Origin of the sequence: Aquabacterium sp. (assembly GCF_036273115.1) — a bacterium.
GTDB lineage: Bacteria > Pseudomonadota > Gammaproteobacteria > Burkholderiales > Burkholderiaceae_C > Aquabacterium.
Genome location: NZ_DASUIN010000002.1, coordinates 214638 through 234545 on the forward strand (window position 1 = coordinate 214638; position 19908 = coordinate 234545).

The following is a 19908-nucleotide window of genomic DNA, read 5'->3' on the forward strand; positions in this document are numbered from 1 at the left end:
GGAAACCATGGTTTCTCTGGGTATCCAGATCAGGCGATTTCATTGATCTTAGGTGTTAAGGCGATGCGAGTCAGTTAGGCCGGGTCACCGCAGCTGGATTCCCGGTCTTCCAGATGAACATCAATGGCTTGAGTCGTTGGTTCTGGAGGTCTGCATGGACGTCATCAGCAACTTCGCCGCTCGTTACGAGCGCACCCGCGAAGAGGAATATTCCCTGGAGGAATACCTCGAGATCTGCAAGCGGGACACGACCGCTTACGCCACGGCTGCCGAGCGCATGCTCAAGGCCATCGGTGAGCCGCAGATGATCGACACGCGCAACGATCCGCGCCTGTCTCGCATCTTCACCAACAAGGTCATCAAGATCTACCCGGCTTTCGAAGAGTTCTATGGCATGGAAGATGCCATCGAGCAGGTCGTGAGCTACTTCCGCCATGCGGCGCAAGGCCTGGAAGAAAAGAAGCAGATTCTTTACTTGCTGGGCCCGGTGGGTGGCGGCAAGTCTTCGATTGCCGAACGGCTGAAGCTGCTGGCCGAGAAGGTGCCGTTCTATGCGATCAAAGGGTCGCCCGTGAATGAGTCGCCGCTGGGGCTGTTTGACCCGACGGAGGATGGCCCGATTCTGGAAAAGGAATACGGCATTCCTCGCCGCTATCTGCAGCGCATCCTCAGCCCCTGGGCGGTGAAGCGCCTGGAAGAGTTTGGTGGCGACATCCGCAAGTTCCGGGTGGTCAAGCGCTACCCGAGCATCCTCAAGCAGGTGGGCATTGCCAAGACCGAGCCCGGTGATGAAAACAACCAGGACATCTCCAGCCTGGTGGGCAAGGTCGACATCCGCAAGCTGGAAACCTACGCGCAAGACGACCCCGACGCCTACAGCTACTCGGGTGGCCTGTGCCTAGCCAATCAGGGCTTGCTGGAATTCGTCGAAATGTTCAAGGCCCCCATCAAGGTGCTGCATCCCTTGCTGACCGCGACCCAGGAAGGCAACTTCAAAGGCACGGAAGGCTTCGGCGCCATCCCGTTTGACGGCGTGGTGCTGGCTCACTCGAACGAATCCGAGTGGAAGGCCTTCCGCAACAACAAGAACAACGAAGCGTTCCTGGATCGGATCTACATCGTCAAGGTGCCGTACTGCCTGCGTGTGAGCGAAGAGATCAAGATCTACGAAAAACTGGTGCGGGGCTCGTCGCTGGCCAGTGCGCCATGCGCTCCCGGCACCCTGAAGATGATGAGCCAGTTCGCCATCCTGACACGCCTGAAGGAGCCGGAAAACTCCAGCATCTTCAGCAAGATGCAGGTGTACGACGGCGAGAATCTGAAAGACACCGACCCCAAGGCCAAGTCGATTCAGGAGTACCGCGACTATGCAGGTGTCGATGAGGGCATGAGCGGCATCTCCACCCGCTTTGCCTTCAAGATCATCTCGAAGGTGTTCAACTTCGACAGCCAGGAGGTGGCGGCCAACCCGGTGCACCTGATGTATGTGCTGGAGCAGCAGATCGAGCGCGAACAGTTCCCGGCTGAGACGGAGCAAAAGTACATCGCCTACATCAAGGAGATGCTGGCGCCTCGTTACGCCGAGTTCATCGGTAAAGAGATTCAGACTGCGTACCTGGAAAGCTATTCCGAGTACGGCCAGAACATCTTTGACCGTTATGTCACCTACGCCGATTACTGGATTCAGGATCAGGAATACCGAGACACCGACACCGGCGAGATCTTTGATCGTGGGGCGCTGAACGCCGAACTGGAAAAGATCGAAAAGCCTGCTGGCATTGCCAACCCGAAGGACTTCCGTAACGAGATCGTGAACTTCGTGTTGCGGGCCCGGGCCAACAACGGCGGCAAGAACCCCTTGTGGACCAGCTACGAAAAGCTGCGCACCGTGATCGAGAAGAAGATGTTCAGCAACACCGAAGAATTGTTGCCGGTCATCAGCTTCAACGCCAAGGCCAGTGCAGATGAAGTCAAGAAGCACGAAGACTTTGTGAACCGCATGGTCCAGAAGGGCTACACGGCCAAGCAAGTCAGACTGCTGTGTGAATGGTACTTGCGAGTGCGTAAGTCGTCCTGATCGGAGTTCTATGCAGGTGAGCGTAACGGAGCGGGCGAGCCCGTCGCCGGGCCGCCCCAAGGCGGGCGAGATCCCCTCGGGGGATCGCTCGTGGTACTCCGCGAGCGAGGGGCTGACATGACGCGTCAACACATCATCGACCGCCGACTGGCGGGCAAGAACAAGTCAGTCGGCAACCGCGAGCGCTTCTTGCGTCGCTACCGCGACAAGGTGCGAGAAGCCGTTCAGCGCGCCATCAATGGCCGCAGCATTCGCGACATTGAAAAAGGCGAAGACATTGCCATTCCCAAGCGTGACCTGTCTGAGCCTGTGTTCAGTCATGGCGATGGCGGCACGCGCGAAGTGGTGCACCCCGGCAATCGCGAATATGTGCGGGGCGACCGCATCGAGAAGCCGCAAGGTGGCGGCGGGCAGGGCAGTGGATCGGGGGATGCGAGCGATTCCGGCGAAGGTGAAGACGACTTTGTCTTCACCCTGAGCAAGGAAGAGTTCATGCAGGTCTTCTTTGAAGACCTGGCCTTGCCCAATTTGGTTCGCACGGCACTGGCTGAGGTGCCTGAATGGAAAAGCCAGCGCGCGGGTTACAGCAGCGATGGCACGCCCAACAACTTGCACGTGGTGCGCTCCATGCGCGGGGCCTTGGGGCGCCGCATCGCTTTGGGCGCCAGCAGCCGTCGCGAAGTGCAAGAGCTGGAAGCGCGGCTGGAGGAGTTGCGTCGCCTCAATGCCGAGGCAGGCAGTGCCCCGGGCGATGCCGCCTTGGTGCAGGAACGAGCCAAGGAAATTGAAGAGATTGAAGCGCGTTTGCACCACCTGCGTGGGCGCATCATGGGCATTCCCTTCCTGGACCCGATTGATCTGCGCTTCCGCAGCCGCATCAAGGTGCCGGTGCCGACCACCAAGGCTGTGATGTTCTGCGTGATGGACGTGTCGGGCTCGATGGACGAGCAGCGCAAGGAGTTGTCCAAGCGCTTCTTCATCTTGCTGTATTTGTTCCTGACCCGTCACTACGACAAGATTGAGTTGGTGTTCATTCGCCACCATACCCAGGCGCAAGAGGTCAACGAACACGATTTCTTCCACGCTACCGAAACCGGCGGCACCGTGGTGTCGAGTGCCTTGGTGCTGCTTGATGAAATCATTCAGGCGCGCTACCCCACCAGCGAGTGGAACCTGTATGTGGCGCAGGCCAGCGATGGCGACAACTGGCACCACGATTCAAGCCGCTGCCGCGAAATCATCGAAGACAAGATCTTGCCGCTGGTGCGCTACTACGCCTATGTGCAGGTGGCGCAGACCGAACAGAACCTGTGGGACGAATACCTCGCTCTGGCGGAAAAGCACAAGCACTTTGCGATGCGCAAGGTGCTGGAGCCCTCGCAGATCTACCCCGTCTTCCGTGAGTTGTTCAAGAAGGAAGGAGTGGATGCATGAGCACGTCTGACCACACCAAACCCTTGCCGGGCCCTTCTGACTGGTCTTTCGAGTTGATCGAGGAATACCACGACGTCATCCGCAACACGGCGCAGCGCTACCAGCTTGACACCTACCCGAACCAGCTTGAGATCATCACTGCCGAGCAGATGATGGATGCCTACGCCAGCGTGGGCATGCCGGTGAACTATCGGCACTGGTCGTACGGCAAGGAATTCATTGCCACCGAAAAAAACTATCGCCGTGGCTTCATGGGGCTGGCGTATGAAATCGTCATCAACTCCAACCCCTGCATCAGCTACCTGATGGAAGAAAACACCATGGCCATGCAGGCCCTGGTGATTGCGCATGCGGCCTATGGGCACAACAGTTTCTTCAAGGGCAATTACCTGTTTCGCATGTGGACCGATGCGGGGTCGATCATCGACTACCTGGTCTATGCGAAGAACTACGTGGCCCGCTGCGAAGAGCGCTATGGCATTGACACCGTAGAAGAGTTGCTGGACTCGTGCCATGCTCTGATGAACCACGGTGTAGACCGGTATCGTCGGCCGAGCAAGTTGTCTCTGGACAAGGAACTGGCGCGTCGCGAAGAGCGCGAGGCCTACCTGCAACAACAGGTCAACGACTTGTGGCGCACGCTGCCACGCCGGGCCGACAAGTTCAGCGAGGAAGAATCGGTGCGGCGCTTCCCGGCCGAGCCGCAAGAAAACCTGCTGTACTTCATTGAAAAGAATGCGCCCTTGCTGGAGCCCTGGCAGCGCGAGATTGTGCGCATCGTGCGCAAGGTGGCGCAGTACTTCTATCCGCAGCGGCAAACCCAGGTCATGAACGAAGGGTGGGCCACGTTCTGGCACTACACCTTGCTCAACACCATGTATGACGACGGCTACCTCACCGACGGCATCATGCTGGAGTGGCTGAAGTCTCACACGAATGTGATTTATCAGCCCCAGGTGGGCAGCCGGGCGTACAGTGGCATCAACCCCTACGCGCTTGGTTTCGCCATGTACACCGATCTGAAACGGATCTGTGAGCACCCCACCGAAGAAGACCGCCTGTGGTTCCCCGATTTCGCCGGTTCAGCTCAGAACACGCCCAAGGAAGAGCATGCTTGGCTGAAGACCTTGGACTACGCCATGCGCAACTTCAAGGATGAAAGTTTCATCGGGCAGTTCCTGAGTCCCAAGGTGATGCGCGATTTCCGTTTCTTCGCCATTCGTGATGAAGAAGAGGCGTCGGAGTATGAAGTCAGCGCAATACACGACGATTCGGGCTACCGAGCGCTACGCGAGTCCTTGTCGCGCCAATACGATCTGGGCTCGCGCGAGCCCAATATTCAGGTTTGGAGTGTGAATTTGCGGGGAGACCGATCTTTGACCCTGCGCCATACCCGCCACAACGACCGGCCTCTGGGTGACAGCACCCGCGAGGTGCTCAAACATGTGGCCCGCTTGTGGGGCTTCCCGGTCCATATGGAAAGCGTGAACCACACGGGAGACATGCGCCAGCATTGGACGGTGGTGCCGGCCAACGCTGAGTGATCGGAGTGGGGCGGCGCGGCTTGGGGCTGTGTGCTTCGACCGCTGCAAAGACTGCAGGTGTTACAGAGGCCCGGTGTTGGTGTCCAGATCCTGCAGCAGGCTGTCAACCGCACGTTGCATGAGGTTGCGGTCTTCCAGGCTGGTGGCCAAGCCCTCCGAGCGCAGGCGCTCGAGCGCGCGGCGAGTCAGTGAGTGCATGCGTCCGGCATGATCGCTGGAGAACATGAAGAATTGGCGGTTCGCGCTGAACCAGAGCAGGTGGGCTGAGACCCATTGCCCCTGGAGCAGCAGCTTGCACCAACTGCCTTTGTGCAGGGTGTCGATCCATTCGGACACGGCCGCATTGGGCGCATCGCTCGGGATCTCATCACCAAATGACATGGGGACGGTCGGCAGGGAGCCGACATTCGTGTCGAGTTCCTGACGCGGACGAACCGGCTCTGGCTCGAGTTCCTCCTCCTGCGTCATCTCGTCCTGCATCTGACGCACCAACTCCTCAGGCGTAGGCTCGCGTTGGGGCTTCGGCGTCGAGCGGAGGTAACGGCTGTGAATGATCATCAGCTCGTCCAGAATGGCATCGCGTTGACCCTGAGGCAGGTCGATCAAGGCCATGCCTTTTTGCAGCCGCTCGATCAGGCCGGGGAGTGCTCGACGAAGCGCTTGACGCTCTTCGGGCGTGGCCGGTCGCTGCAAGCTCATGAGCAGGTCGTCGACCGTGCCGAGCATGGTTTGCACCTCGGCATCGTCATGGTCGTGGGTGGCCATGGTGTGGGCCAGCACATCGACCCAAGGGCCGCTGAGAAAGTCTTTGACGCGCTCGGTCACTTTCGTTGCCGCCAATTGGCGCGCAACCTGCTGGCGCAAGATGGGTTTCAGGGCCTGTCGCTGGTCGGCGATCTCGAGCTCGCTGACAGCCTGTTGAGTGGGCTGCAGTTCTGCTTGAGAGCGCAGTTCGATGAAGTTCTGAACCTTATGCAGGGCCTCTTCAAACTCGGCCGCTTGCGGGCGTGGGTTTTCAACCAGGTTCTGAACCAGCGGTTGCAGGAAGGCCATGAAGGAGGACAGCCCGGATTGCTTCGGGCCGGTGTGGCCGTTCGCGTAGGACGCCACTTCGTTCATGAAGCGCCAGGCCGGGTGTTTGTCGGTTCGCAGCAGGCGAGGGTCGTGCATGGCCACACGCAGCACCGAGGGCTGGAGCTGGGCAATGACCTTTTTTACGGCGGGTTGCAGCTGCTCGTCCTTCACCATTTGCTCGAACAGGCGCGACATCAGGGCGACAGTTTGAGGATCGGCTCGGACCCCGGGTGGCGGAGGAGCGCTGATCTGACCGCTACTGGGAAGCTGCCCCAAGGCATGGTCGAGCGAGGCTGCCACCATGGGTGCCGGCATGGCGCGACCCATGAGGTGCTGCGATGGAATGCGGTGCAGCAGGCTTTGCAGGGCGCCAGGCTGCGTCACGTTGATGTCGGAGGCGGGGATGCGGGGAGGCATCGTCACGGCTCGGTACGCCAGTGGCGTGTACCCCTGGTTGCGCAGATCGTCGCAAATTTCAGCGTAGAAATTACGCAGCAGTTCGGACAAGACCTTGGCGCCGATGCGCAGCAGCAGATTGCGTTCGCCAACGGATAAGCCCAGATCGTTGGTGGCGTTGCTCAGGGCGCGCGCAAAAACCGTGGGCCGGAAGATGTTGGCCTCGGGCCTCAAGGTGCTCTCGCCCTGGAGCGTGGCGGCAAACGCTTGAAGCTCTCGCAATTCCCACTCTGCCTTGAGGTCGATGAGTTGCAGGGTGCGAGAAATTTCGATTTCTTTTTCCGCTTCTGATTCGTCCACCAACTTCAGTTGGTCCAGCCGCATGTTGTCCAGGCTGGTGGCGCTGCTAGGGCGATCGGCGGCCTCGATTTCGGCCTGAATCTGGTAAGCAAACTGGTCTTCCAGCTTCTTGCGTTGGTTCTGAAGCGATTCCATCAGCTGGAACAGCAGCCGACGGTCGTTGGCCAAGGCCAGATCAGTATTGGATGCCCGCAGAGCGCCCAAGGTCAACGAGACCCACTGCGCCGCCAGCGTTGGCACGCGGGCCATGACGCTCTGGACATGCTTCAGGTAATGGGGGTTGTGGGCCATGGGGGCATGCTAGTGGTTTATCGGGGGGCGTAAGCCGTGAAGAGGCTCACACAAAGCGGTCATTTGTGGAGATTGCGGTGAGGGGCTGGTCGAGTTGAGGGCAGGGCGGGTCGGGGCGTCGGTTCGAGCGGGTGCCTTCCGGGGCGCGAAATAGAGCCTGTTGGGCCCCGCTTATCTCGCTAAAGATTTTGCTGCGGTCCTCAAGAATCGGGGACAGGTCGCAGTAAATCCCTTTCGCCATGTCCGAAGAAAGTTCACAAGACAAGCAGTTACCCGCGTCAGAGCGGAAACTGCAGAAAGCCCGAGAAGACGGGCAGGTCGTGCGTTCGCGCGATCTGGGGCATTTCCTGGTGGTTCTGGCTGCGACTGGCATCTTGCTGGCGCTGACCCCTGTGTGGATGGACCGCCTGCAATTGCAGATGACCGCCGGCATGCGCTTTGACGCCCGCACGGTGGCTGCCCCTGAAATGATGCTCGAGCGTCTGGGCAGCCTGGCTGGTCAGGCCTTGCTGATGATCGTGCCATTTGGTCTGGCTGTGGCATTGGCATCGGTCGCAGCCGGCGTGATTGCTGGCGGCTGGGTGATGACCTTCAAGGTGCTGCAGCCCAATTTCGGCAAGCTCAATCCCATCACTGGCCTCGGGAATCTGTTTTCCAAGCAACAGTTGATCGACGCCCTCAAATCATGTCTGCTGGCCCTGATTCTGGGTGTAGCCGGCGCGATGTTCCTCTCCAAGGTCTGGCCTGACATGGTGCAGTTGCTGGGCCGCCCCTTGCCTGCCGCCATTCACGACCTGGGCGTGACGATTGGCGAAGTGCTGGGCTCCATGCTGCTGGTGATGGCAGCCTTTGCCATCGTGGACTGGCCTTTGCAGCGTTTCCTGTTTGCTCAGAAGATGAAGATGAGCCATCAGGAAATGAAGGACGAATTCAAGCAGCAGGAAGGCAATATGGAGGTCAAGGGCCGCATCAAGCAACGGATGCGCGAGATGGCCAAGAAGCGTATGCTGGCTGCTGTACCCACGGCTGATCTGGTGGTCATGAACCCCACCCACTATGCCGTGGCACTGAAGTACGACGAGGCGACGATGGGCGCCCCGCGCGTGGTGGCCAAGGGCCTCGATCTGCTGGCTTTCCGCATTCGCGACATTGCCACCGAAAACCGCGTGCCCGTGCTGGAAGCGCCGCCCCTGGCCCGTGCGCTGTACGCCAATACCGAAGTCGACGCCGAAGTGCCCATGGCCCTATACAGCGCTGTGGCGCAGGTGCTGGCCTATGTGTACCAGTTGAAGGCGGCCTTGTCTGGCAAGGCCCCGATGCCCGGCAACATGCCCGACCTGGATGTGCCGGCGGCCCTTGATCCTTTGCAATCGGCCAAGCTCAAAGAGCAGGTCGAAGCCGAGTCTGATGCCATGAGCAGTGTGGAGGCTGAATGATGAACCCCTGGCTTCAAAAACTTCAACTCGTCTTGAATGGTCAGGCCAAGAACACCCAGGCCATGTTGGCCCCGCTGGTGGTGGTCTTCGTGCTGGCCCTGATGGTGTTGCCCCTGCCAGCCTTTGTGCTGGACCTGTTCTTCACCTTCAACATCGCCACGGCCCTGATGGTGATGATGGTCGCGGCCACCATGCTGCGTCCGCTGGACTTTGCGGCCTTTCCTTCGGTGCTGCTGCTGACGACCCTGTTGCGTCTGTCGCTGAACGTGGCCTCGACCCGCGTGGTGCTGATGGAAGGCCACACCGGAACTGGCGCGGCTGGCCGGGTGATCGAGTCGTTCGGTCACTTCCTGATCGGTGGCAACTTCGCCGTCGGTCTGATCGTGTTTGCGATTCTGGTGGTGATCAACTTCGTGGTGATCACCAAGGGCTCTGAACGGATTGCCGAAGTCAGCGCTCGCTTCACTTTGGATGCGATGCCCGGTAAGCAGATGGCCATCGATGCCGACCTCAGTGCCGGCCTGATCGATGACAAGGAAGCCAAACGCCGCCGCAAGGAAGTGGGCGAAGAGGCCGAGTTCCATGGCTCGATGGACGGTGCCTCCAAGTTCGTGCGTGGCGATGCGATTGCCGGCATCCTGATTCTGTTCATCAACATCATCGGTGGCTTCATCATTGGGGTGGTTCAGCACAATTTGTCGCCCGGCGATGCGGCCAGTTCTTATGTGCTGCTGGCGGTGGGTGATGCCCTGGTGGCCCAGATTCCTGCCCTGCTGATCTCGGTGGCTTCCGCCATGGTGGTGTCCCGCGTCGGCAAAGATCAGGACGTTGGCCAGCAAATCATGGGCCAGATGTTCACCAACCCCAAAGTCATTGGGGTGGCAGCTGGCATCATCGGCATGTTGGGGGTGATTCCTGGCATGCCGGCTCTGATCTTCCTGCCGGTGGCTGGTGGCCTGGGTTACGGTGCCTGGAAGCTGAACGAAAAGCAGGAGGCCGAGCGCAATGCGCCCAAGCCGGTCGAGAAACCAGCCGAGGCCGCCAACCCGAATGGCGAAGCCACCTGGGAAGACCTGCAACCTGTTGACACCCTGGGCCTGGAAGTGGGCTACCGCCTGATTCAGCTGGTCGACAAGGACCGTGGCGGCGATTTGCTGAATCGAATCAAGGGCGTTCGACGCAAGTTCGCGCAAGAAGTCGGCTTTTTGCCGCCATCTGTGCACATTAAAGACAATTTGGAGCTGCGCCCCAGCTTCTACCGCATCACCCTGCGCGGTGCCGTGGTGGGCGAGGGCGAGGTGTTCCCAGGCATGCTGATGGCGATCAACCCTGGCCACGTGACCAATCCGATCCAGGGTGCCCCGGCGGTAGATCCCGCCTTCGGACTGCCCGCGGTGTGGGTGGAAGAACGACAAAGGGATGCCGCGCAAATGGCTGGTTACACGGTCGTTGATCCCTCGACTGTCGTGGCCACTCATCTCTCACACTTGATGCAACTGCATGCGGCGAAGTTGCTGGGACGAGTCGAAACTCAACAACTGGTCGAGCATGTAACGAAACTGGCTCCCAAACTGATTGAAGACGTGGTTCCCAAGATGGTTGGTATCGCTACCCTGCAAAAAGTGCTGCAACTGCTCCTCGAAGAGGGCGTGCACATTCGCGACATGCGCTCGATCATTGAAACCGTGGCCGAGCAAGCCGCGATGATCCCCGCGCTCGCCAACGATCCCTCCGAGCTGGCCAAGCGCATTCGCGTCGGTCTCGCTCCCGCCATCGTCCAGCAAATCTACGGTCCAGTTCGCGAACTGGATGTCATCGCCATCGAACCTGATCTGGAACGCCTGCTGACTCAGGCCCTGACCAGCGCCGGTGGCCCCATGCTCGACCCCGGTGTGGCGGATCATCTGACCCGCCAGGCCGCAGACGCATCCCAACGCCAGGAAAACCTGGGCCACCCCGCTTGCCTGTTGGTGCCCGATTCCATCCGCCCGATGGTCGCCCGCCTGCTCAAGCGCGCCGCACCCCGCCTGAAGGTGCTCGGCCACAGCGAAATTCCTGAGACTCATTCGATTCGCATCGGTACCCTGATCGGAGGCCACGCATGAACGTCAAACGCTTTATCGGACGCAATTCTCGCGAAGCCATGCAGAAGGTCAAAGCAGCCTTCGGGGATGATGCCGTCGTCCTGTCGACCAAGCCCGCTCCTGAAGGTGGCATCGAAATTCTGGCCATGGCCGCTGACAGCGTCCCAGCCATCGATTCTTACCCTGTCGAGCGCTCTGAGCCTCAAGCTCGCCCTGAGCCTGTGACCTTTCCCAAGGTGGCACCCGCTGCTGCGGCTGCGACCAAGGAGGCTGCGCCTCAGCGTGAGTCGGGCAAGTCTGGCGTGGGCAACACCGTGGCCAATCTGGCTAACTCGGTGCAAGACGACGTCAAGCAACTGGCCATGAGCACCCTGTCGTTCCAGGACTATGTCCGCGAGCGCATGCTCAAGCGCCGTCAGGCCGCTCTGCAAGCCCGTACCGAACCCGCTCTGGCCGTGTCGCCCGAAGAGCAACTGAGCCAGCGTTTCGCTCAGCCAAAGCCCCAGCGCCCCGCCGTGTCCACCTCGGTGGATCTGGGTGGTGAGCCGATGATGCAGCAGGCGGCCCCCGTGCGTGATGAGCCCGTGGAAGCCTGGCCCGATGTGCAGCAACTGCTGCGCCCTCAGGCTGCTGCGCCACAAGCGGTAGAACAACCCAAGCCTGCCCCGGCACGTCCTGCTCAGGTGGTGCCGCTGCGCACCGACAACCCCGAGCTGACCTTGTCTGGCCTGACTGCTCGTCAGAACCCGGGCCGCGATTCTCGCCCCGACGCCGCCACCATGGAAGCCTTGAAGGCCGCGCAAGAGGCCAATGCCACCATGCTGGGTGAGCTGCGTGCCATGCGCGCCATGATGAAAGAGCAGTTCGAGACCATGGCTTTCATCGAAAAGCTGGGCCGCACGCCTTCGCAGGCCGCACTGGCGCAGAAGCTGCTCGACGGAGGCTTCTCGGCTGTGCTGATTCGCAAGATGCTGGACGCGATGCCCGCCGAGGTATCTTCCGGTGCCGCCGACGAAGTGCAGTGGGCCACCCAGGTGCTGCAACGCAACCTCAACACCGCCGACCAGGAACCCGGCATCGAAGACCGTACTGGCGTGTTCGCCATGATCGGCTCGACCGGTGTGGGCAAGACCACCACCACCGCCAAGCTGGCGGCCGCGTTTGCTGCCAAACACGGTGCCCACAACCTGGGCCTGATCACCCTGGATGCCTACCGGATGGGCGCCCACGAACAACTGCGCGCCTATGGCCGCATCCTGGGCGTGCCCGTTCACATGGCCCATGACCGCGCTGCGCTGGAAGACCTGCTCGAGTTGCTGGCCAGCAAGAAGCTGATCCTGATCGACACCGCCGGCATGCCCCAGCGCGATGCCCGTTGCAAGGAACTGCTCGACATGCTGGCTCACCCCAGCATCCAAAAGCTCTTGGTGGTCAACACCGCAGCTCAGGGTGACGCCATCGAAGACGTGATGCTGTCCTACCAGGCAAACCAATGCGCGGGCGTGATTCTGTCCAAGCTGGATGAAGCCGTGAAGCTCGGTCCAGCCCTGGATGCGTTAATTCGTCACAAAACTCGGGTTCTCGGTGTAGCAAACGGCCAAAGAGTGCCAGAAGATTGGCATCGTCTGTCTGCTCAGGCGCTGATCCATCGGGCTCTGCGTGCCAGCCTCAACCCGGCTTATCGCCTGGATCCCAACGAGGTCAGCCTGGTGTTCTCGATGCCACCAGTCAACCTGAGTGAAGCACAGGCGTCCGCGCGAACTGTTTGATGACATCTGATTCTGTTTGACCGATCTGATAACCATCACAAAAACATGATTCGTTCTGACCGTTCAACCTCTGCAAGCGCCCCGGGAGCCGGGCGCCCCACGGATCAGGCCCACGGCCTGCGCCAGATGTTTGCCTCCCGGGTGATTCGGTTCATCCCGGTGGTGGCCAACCCAGCCGCAGCCTGTGGTGGGCTGGTTCTAGAGCGCCTGTGTACCACCTACGCCGGCTTTGGTCTCCACACTCTGGTGGTCGACGCCAGCGATCAGGCTCGTCCTCCCAGTGAGTTGGCTGCCTTTGACCTGGCTGAAGGCATTGAAGACCTGTCGCGTCAGGTGCGCTATATGCCGGCTCGAGGCCTGCCCCTGCGCCATGTGGATGCCCGAGGCTCGTGTGCCACCTTGCTGGATGCCCTGGCCGACGCATCGCCGCAGAGCGATGTCATCCTGATTCACGCCTCGGCCAGCGAGCTGGTTCGCATTTTTGGTCACCGAGCCGGGCACGCCAATCTGCGTCCCTTGCTGTTCAGCAATGACCTCGCAGAAGGCCTGACCGACGCGTATGGTGCCATCAAGGTCATCGTGCAGCGCGGCCATTGGCTGGCCTACGACCTGGTGGTGTGCGCGTCGGCCCGCTCGAAGCAGGCCGACGAAGTGGCTCGCCGCCTCGCGCAATGTGCCGACAGTTTCCTGGGCGCAGCACAGCACCGCAGCTTGCGGCTCGACCCTCAAGAATCCTCTGACCGCGATCCCAGCGCCGAATTTCAGGAGCTGGCGGCAGGACTGTTGCGATGCGCCTGGGTTCAGACCCTGGGCGACACCGCTTTCGACCACCTGGTGTCACCCGGGGCAGCTTTGCCCTCGCGTGTCGCCCCTGTATTGAATTGATGCCATGGAGCAGAACATGTACACCGCCAAAGGCCGTCTCGACATCGATTCCATGCTCAAGCAATACAGCCCGCTTGTGCGTCGTCTGGCCCACCAGATGATTGCCAAGTTGCCCGCCAACGTCGAAATCGACGACCTGATCCAGGTTGGCATGATCGGCCTGTCCGACGCGCTGACCCGATTCGATGCAGGGCAGGGCGTGCAATTTGAAACCTTCGCCACCCAGCGCATTCGCGGCGCCATGCTCGACGAACTGCGTGGCGCAGACTGGCTCAGCCGCGGCACCCGCAAACAGCAGCGCGACATCGAGTCGGCCGTGCACAAGCTGGAGCAGAAGCTGGGCCGAGCGCCGCAGGAAAGCGAAATCGCCAAGGAAATGGGCCTGACCCTCGTCGAATACCAGGAAATGCTCGGCAAAGTGCGCGGCACCCAGCTGATCTACCTGGAGGACATGAGTGGCGAGGATGGCGACAATGACTACCTTGACCGCCATGTGTCAGACGAGGGCAACGACCCGCTGAGCATGCTGCAGGATCACCGCATGCGTGTGGCCTTGGTGGAAGCGATCAAGAACTTGCCCGAGCGTGAGCAGTACGTCATGAGCATGTACTATGAGCAGGACATGAATCTCAAGGAAATCGCTGCGGTTCTGGGCGTGACCGAGTCCCGTGTGTGCCAGTTGCACAGCCAGTCGATTGCACGTCTGAGAGTGAAGTTGCGCGAATGGTGAGGTGTGGCCGGCATCACTGATCTGATCAAGACGGTGAGGCGACCATGTTCAATGTATTTCGTCGTGCGCCAGCAGTTCTCCCTGGGGAGTCTGCTGGCGTTTTGCCTTCTGAGGCGCCGCAGCCCGACCTTCGTTCCCTGGCTTCGGGTCTTGCGCGCGATGCCGACAGCCTCGGCAAGGAAGCTGCGCAGTTGCGCGGTACGCTGGAAGACACCAGCGCCGTGGCCATTCACCAGCAGGACGCCCTGAAACAGCTGACGGCCCAGCTGCAAGACATCATTCAGGCGCAGTCGCTCATTCGGGACCTCACCGTGCAGGGCTTGCAATCTGTCGCTGGTGCACGCGACACGGTGGCGCATGTGGGGCAAGAAGTGTCAGGGGTGGTGGCCACATTGCAGGAAGTGGCGGGTGCCGCAACCGATATCACCCAGATTGCATTGCAAACGCGTCTGGTTGCGTTCAATGCATCTGTTGAAGCCAAGCGTGCCGGAGTGGCTGGAGCCGGCTTTTCTGTGGTTGCTGATGCCGTCAAAGACTTGGCCACCCAAGTCGAATCCAGCTCGAAGGCCATCATGAGTACGGTGGCCCAGCTTGATCAGCGTATCCAGAGTCTGGCGCAAGAGTTGTCTCGAGATGCTGCCGCTCGGCAGACCAATGCCAGTCGCCATTTGACTTTCTACGAGTCGCTCGGTCGCGTGGAAGAGGGCGTGCAGCGTATCGCTCAGGCCGCTCAAGAAAGCTGTGCGTCGTCGAATCTCATCACCACGCAAATGCAGACCATGGGCCAGGAAATGGCCCGTACCCGAGATGCCCTGGGCACGGCACTGCAGCGTAGCGAAAGCGTGCTGGGCATTTCCGAACGGTTGATGGAAGCGATGGCCTCGTGCGGGATTCGCACCTCTGATACGCCCTACATCGAACTGGCCCAGCGGGTTGCCGCCCAGATTTCCCAGGCCCTCGAGACGGCATTGCAGCGTCATCGCATCCAGCTAGATGACTTGTTCGATGAGCATTACCGCCTCATCGAAGGCAGTGAGCCCAGGCAGCACGAAACCCGCTTCAACGCATTGGCTGACGAACTGTTTCCCCCTATTCAAGAGCCGGCCCTGCAAGCGCTGCCCGACATTGTTTTCTGCATTGCAGCGGACCGCAACGGTTATATCTCGACGCACAACCGCGTCTATTGCCAGCGTCAGCGCCCAGGCGAGGTGGTCTGGAACACGGCGAACTCGCGTTGGCGCCGGGTGTTCAATGACCGAACCGGCCTGGCCTCGGCGCGCAGCACGCGCCCCTTCCTGCTGCAGACCTATCGCCGCGACATGGGTGGGGGGCAGTACGTTTTGCTGAAGGAAGCTGCGGCCCCCATCATCGTTCAAGGGCGCCACTGGGGCGGCCTGCGGCTCGCGTACAAGTTCACAAGCTAAGTCTGCTCGTCTGTTGTCTAGGGTCAACGTTGGTTGACTCAAATCGGCCCTGCTTGGGGCCGATAAACGGTGATCACTCGAACCGGACTCGAGCAGTTTTGTCCGGCAAGCTCAACCTCATGGCCTGGAGCCGGACATGAATTTCTCACAGATCAAGATTGGCACGCGCATTGCCATCATGGCATCCCTGCTGTTGACCCTGTTCTTGATGCTAGGCGGTTATGCCGCCCGCGTCATGAAGACCGATACGGATCACTTCGTTTCAACCAATGATCAGGCCAGAGCCTTTCAGGAAGTGGTCGATCTGGCGCGCAACGCCCAGGTTACGTTCAAGATTCAGGTGCAGGAATGGAAAAACTTTCTATTGAGAGGCGGCGATCCGGCTGCCAACGACAAGTACCGCAAGGCCTTTGCCAAGGAAGGTGAATCCACACGCAGCAAGCTGCAGCAACTGCAAGCCAAGATGCGTGATCTGGGGTTGCCCACCCAAGGGGTTGACCGGGCATTGGCATCGCATGAGCAGTTGATGGGGAAGTACGGCGAGGCCATGGCGCACTACGACCCCGCCAGAGCCGCTGACAGTGCCCATGCCGTTGACAAGCTGGTCAAGGGCATGGATCGCCCCCCGACAGAGCAAATTGATGCCATCGTGGCTGAGGTGGTGAGCGCATCGGTTCGTCGTCACGAAGAAGCTGAGGCGGAGGCGCTCGCGTCCTACAGCGAGGCGCTTTGGACCTTGGGCATCATCATGGCCCTGGCCGCTGCAGTGGGAGTCGGGTGTTCGTGGTGCATTCTGCGAAGCATTACCAGGCCGCTGCAAGAGGCGGTTTCCGTCGCGACGGTGGTGGCCGATGGCAACCTGACCCAGCGCATTGACGTGCAAGGTGCCGATGAAGCCAGCCAGGTCATGCAGGCGCTTGGCCGCATGAATGACAGTCTGGCCAAAGTGGTCGCTCAGGTGCGCGAGGCGTCCGGGTTCGTGGCTGAGGCCTCCAGTGAAATTGCCACAGGCAATCTGGATCTGTCGAATCGCACCGAGCAGCAGGCATCGAACCTGCAAGAAACGGCCGCAGCGATTGAACACCTCACCACCAGTGTGCGCCAGAGTGCTGACAGTGCGCATGAGGCCTCGCGGCTTGCTTCAGATGCCTGCGTGGTGGCAGAGCAAGGGGGCGCGGTGGTCAGCAATGTGGTGGCCACCATGAACGACATCAACGACAGTTCGCGCAAGATTTCCGACATCATTGCGGTCATCGATGGCATCGCGTTCCAGACCAATATCCTGGCATTGAATGCCGCCGTTGAAGCCGCCCGGGCGGGCGAGCAGGGGCGCGGTTTTGCCGTGGTGGCCTCGGAAGTGCGAGCCCTGGCTCAGCGCAGTGCAAATGCCGCACGGGAAATCAAGACATTGATCAGCGCCAGTGTGGAGTGTGTCGAGCGGGGTTCCAACCTGGTCAATGATGCCGGTACCACCATCGCCTCTGCCGTTGCTGCGGTACAGCAGGTGCGCGACATGATCGCCAGCATCACCGAGGCGGTTGAGGAGCAATCCTCAGGCATTTCTCAGGTCAGCCAGTCGGTCTCAGCGATTGATCAGACCATGCAGCAAAACGCCGCATTGGTGGAGCAATCGGCGGCGGCGGCCGCATCCTTGAAACAACAAGCCGACAATCTGGTGCAATCGGTCGAGTTCTTCAGGACCTGATTCACACTCAGAATCAGCCAATCCGACAAAGCAAAAGGTACTCCATGAGTACCTTTTGTACGTGTAGTCTGTTTTGGCTTCGGCACGCCGCTTCGCGGCTTCACATCGCTGCGCGATATGAGCCTGTGCCGGAACCGCCTGCAGGCCTGTCGGCCCCGGTTCACATTGGCTGTTAGCCAATGCGCCCCAACAAAAGGTACTCCATGAGTACCTTTTGTACATGCAGCCGGTTCTCTGCCTCGTCCCAGACGACGGATTGGGGGCCGTCGATGACGTCGGCTTCCACTTCTTCGCCGCGGTGGGCGGGCAGGCAGTGCATGAACAGGGCATCGGGCTTGGCCACGGCCATCATGTCGCGGTCCACACACCAGTCGGCAAACGCCTTCTTGCGTGCTTCATTTTCCGCCTCATAGCCCATCGATGTCCACACGTCGGTGGTGACCAGATCGGCGCCGCGGCAGGCGTCCATCGGGTTCTTGAAGACCTTGTAGCAGTCGGTGTTGCTGATGCCAGCCACAGCAGGGTCAATCTCGTAGCCGCTGGGTGTGCTCACGTGCACCGTGAAGCCCAGAATCTCGGCCGCTTGCAGCCAGGTGTTGGCCATGTTGTTGCCATCGCCCACCCATGCGACCACCTTGCCCTTGATCGAGCCGCGGTGTTCGATGTAGGTGAAGATGTCAGCCAGGATCTGACAGGGGTGGTATTCATTGGTCAAGCCGTTGATGACTGGCACGCGCGAGTTCGCCGCGAACTTCACCAGTTTGGCTTGTTCGTAGGTGCGAATCATCACCAGGTCGACCATGCGCGAGATGACTTTGGCACTGTCCTCAATCGGCTCGCTGCGGCCCAGTTGGCTGTCGCCGGTGGTCAGGTGCACCACCGAGCCACCCATCTGGTACATGCCCGCCTCAAAGCTGACGCGAGTACGCGTGCTGGCTTTCTCGAAAATCATGGCCAGGGTTCGGTCTACCAGCGGCGTGTACTTTTCGTAGTTCTTGAAGCGCTTCTTGATGATGGCCGCGCGTTCGAACAGGTACTCGTACTCGGGGGCCCGCAGGTCCTTGAACTGCAGGTAATGCTTGATCAGGCTCATTCCGGGTTTCATGTCTCAGGCAGCACTTTCAGACAGAAATTGACGCACCAGCGGAGCCAGGATGGCCACGGTCTGGTCGGCTTGTTCGGTGGTGAAGATCAGCGGAGGCAGCAGGCGGATCACTTTATCGGATGTGACGCTCAGCAGCAGGCCAGCTTCCATGGCGCGGTTCAGGATGACACCGCAGGGGCGATCCAGCTCGATGCCGATCATCAAGCCCTGGCCGCGGAACTCGACCACGCCAGGCAAATTACCCAGTTCTTTGCGCAGGGCCGCCATCAAGTGGTTGCCCACACGTTCGGCATTGGCCAGCAACTGGTCTTCTTCCATGATCTTGATGGTTTCCACCCCGGCGCGCATGGCCAATGGGTTGCCACCAAATGTGGTGCCATGGTTGCCTGGCTGCAGCACGTTGGCTGCCTTGGGGCCGCACACCACGGCGCCAATTGGCACGCCAGAGCCCAGCCCCTTGGCCAAGGGCATCACGTCAGGCTGAATGCCGGTCCATTGGTGGGCAAACCACTTGCCAGTGCGGCCCATGCCGCATTGGACTTCATCGAGCATGAGCAGCCAGCCTTGCTTGTCGCACAAAGCGCGCACGGCTTGCAGGTATTCGGCACGGGCGGGGTTGATGCCGCCCTCGCCCTGGATCACCTCCAGGAACACCGCGGTCACGTTCGGGCGTGTGCGGGCCACTTCTTCCAGGGCAGCGATGTCGTTCAGCGGCACGCGCACGAAGCCTTCTACCAGGGGCTCGAAACCGGCGTGCACCTTGGGGTTACCGGTGGCCGACAGCGTGGCAATCGAACGGCCGTGGAAAGCCTTCTCATAGACCACCACTTCGGCCTTGTCGATGCCTTTGTCGTGGCCATACTTGCGGGCAATCTTCAGGGCCGCTTCGTTGGCTTCCAGGCCCGAATTGCAGAAGAACACATTGGTCAGGCCCGAACGCTCGACCAGCAAACGGGCCAGTTCTTCCTGAAGGGGCACCTGGTAGTAGTTGCAGCAGTGAATCATCTTGCTGACCTGATCCTGCAGGGCAGGCGTCAGCTTAGGGTGCTTGTGTCCCAGGGTGTTGACCGCAATGCCAGACAGTGCATCCAGATAACGTCGGCCGTCGGTGTCCCAGACGTAGGCGCCTTCGCCGTGCGACAAGGCAATCGGCAGGCGACCGTAGGTGGGCATCACATGGGGCATCGACACGGGAGCGTTCATGGCAGTGAAGGGTCTCTCAAAAAAGAAAAAAGCGCAGGGCAGGGCTGCGCCGTCACCATTCTAAGTAAAAGGCGCCGCCGAATCGACCCTGGACGTGTCCAAATGCCAGAACAGCCCGACTGTTGAGCGGGTGATCGTTCACGCTTGGCCATGATTGGTGCACACTGTGTGTCAAGTTGGTGCTGCATTTGACGAGATGCATACCGGGTACGGCGGTTCCTTGGCTGTCCTTGGTGCGCCCCTGCGGGGCGCCTCGAGGCATTGAACTTGCTTGTCTTTCCAGGGTCAGCCACGTGAAGGAGCTGTCAGGTATGGAAGCGGTTGTAGAGGTCGAGTCCATCGCCAACGATGGGCCAACGGGTCACCATCCCGGACTCCCTGTAGATTCACG

At 60.3% G+C, this 19908-nt stretch carries 13 protein-coding genes; 10 read left to right on the top strand and 3 right to left on the bottom strand.

Features of this window, described 5'->3' with window-relative positions; genetic code table 11:
- The first annotated feature begins 154 nt into the window (after nucleotides 1-154).
- From VFW72_RS01725 to VFW72_RS01735, 3 genes are all read left to right on the top strand, one after another.
- On the top strand, nucleotides 155-2077 hold the full coding sequence (locus VFW72_RS01725; protein WP_329672533.1) for a PrkA family serine protein kinase: 1923 nt from the start codon (nucleotides 155-157) through the stop codon (nucleotides 2075-2077).
- Between the two features lie 117 nt (nucleotides 2078-2194).
- Complete coding sequence (locus tag VFW72_RS01730; RefSeq protein WP_329672534.1) at nucleotides 2195-3511, top strand: YeaH/YhbH family protein; 1317 nt, start codon at nucleotides 2195-2197, stop codon at nucleotides 3509-3511.
- Entirely contained in the window at nucleotides 3508-5055 is a 1548-nt protein-coding gene (locus VFW72_RS01735) for a SpoVR family protein (RefSeq protein ID WP_329672535.1), read from the top strand. Before VFW72_RS01730 ends, VFW72_RS01735 begins: the two co-directional genes overlap by 4 nt.
- Nucleotides 5056-5115: 60 nt before the next feature.
- Here the strand turns inward: VFW72_RS01735 and VFW72_RS01740 are convergent, their stop codons facing one another.
- Entirely contained in the window at nucleotides 5116-7176 is a 2061-nt protein-coding gene (locus VFW72_RS01740; RefSeq protein ID WP_329672536.1) for a DUF1631 family protein, read from the bottom strand.
- 239 nt (nucleotides 7177-7415) lie between these two features.
- On the opposite strand from VFW72_RS01740, the gene flhB reads away from it, so the two are divergent.
- The 7 genes from flhB (at nucleotide 7416) to VFW72_RS01775 (ending at nucleotide 17209) form a co-directional block, all read left to right on the top strand.
- Entirely contained in the window at nucleotides 7416-8612 is a 1197-nt protein-coding gene (flhB, locus tag VFW72_RS01745) for a flagellar biosynthesis protein FlhB (RefSeq protein WP_329672537.1), read from the top strand.
- Nucleotides 8612-10717: a flagellar biosynthesis protein FlhA gene (gene flhA, locus VFW72_RS01750; RefSeq protein ID WP_329672787.1), complete on the top strand. Its 2106-nt coding sequence runs from the start codon at nucleotides 8612-8614 to the stop codon at nucleotides 10715-10717. Before flhB ends, flhA begins: the two co-directional genes overlap by 1 nt.
- Nucleotides 10714-12465: a flagellar biosynthesis protein FlhF gene (flhF, locus tag VFW72_RS01755; RefSeq protein WP_329672538.1), complete on the top strand. Its 1752-nt coding sequence runs from the start codon at nucleotides 10714-10716 to the stop codon at nucleotides 12463-12465. The genes flhA and flhF overlap by 4 nt, the downstream gene beginning before the upstream one ends.
- Before the next feature lie 45 nt (nucleotides 12466-12510).
- On the top strand, nucleotides 12511-13350 hold the full coding sequence (locus VFW72_RS01760) for a flagellar biosynthesis protein (protein WP_329672539.1): 840 nt from the start codon (nucleotides 12511-12513) through the stop codon (nucleotides 13348-13350).
- 16 nt (nucleotides 13351-13366) lie between these two features.
- Nucleotides 13367-14080: an RNA polymerase sigma factor FliA gene (locus VFW72_RS01765; RefSeq protein ID WP_329672540.1), complete on the top strand. Its 714-nt coding sequence runs from the start codon at nucleotides 13367-13369 to the stop codon at nucleotides 14078-14080.
- A gap of 44 nt (nucleotides 14081-14124) precedes the next feature.
- Nucleotides 14125-15504, top strand: coding sequence for a methyl-accepting chemotaxis protein (locus VFW72_RS01770; RefSeq protein WP_329672541.1), 1380 nt, complete (start codon nucleotides 14125-14127; stop codon nucleotides 15502-15504).
- A gap of 136 nt (nucleotides 15505-15640) precedes the next feature.
- Complete coding sequence (locus VFW72_RS01775) at nucleotides 15641-17209, top strand: methyl-accepting chemotaxis protein (protein WP_329672542.1); 1569 nt, start codon at nucleotides 15641-15643, stop codon at nucleotides 17207-17209.
- 172 nt (nucleotides 17210-17381) lie between these two features.
- Here the strand turns inward: VFW72_RS01775 and argF are convergent, their stop codons facing one another.
- Nucleotides 17382-18314, bottom strand: a complete 933-nt coding sequence (argF, locus tag VFW72_RS01780; protein WP_329672543.1) for an ornithine carbamoyltransferase — start codon at nucleotides 18312-18314, stop codon at nucleotides 17382-17384.
- 3 nt (nucleotides 18315-18317) lie between these two features.
- Nucleotides 18318-19517, bottom strand: a complete 1200-nt coding sequence (locus VFW72_RS01785) for an aspartate aminotransferase family protein (protein WP_329672544.1) — start codon at nucleotides 19515-19517, stop codon at nucleotides 18318-18320.
- Between the last annotated feature and the right edge of the window lie 391 nt (nucleotides 19518-19908).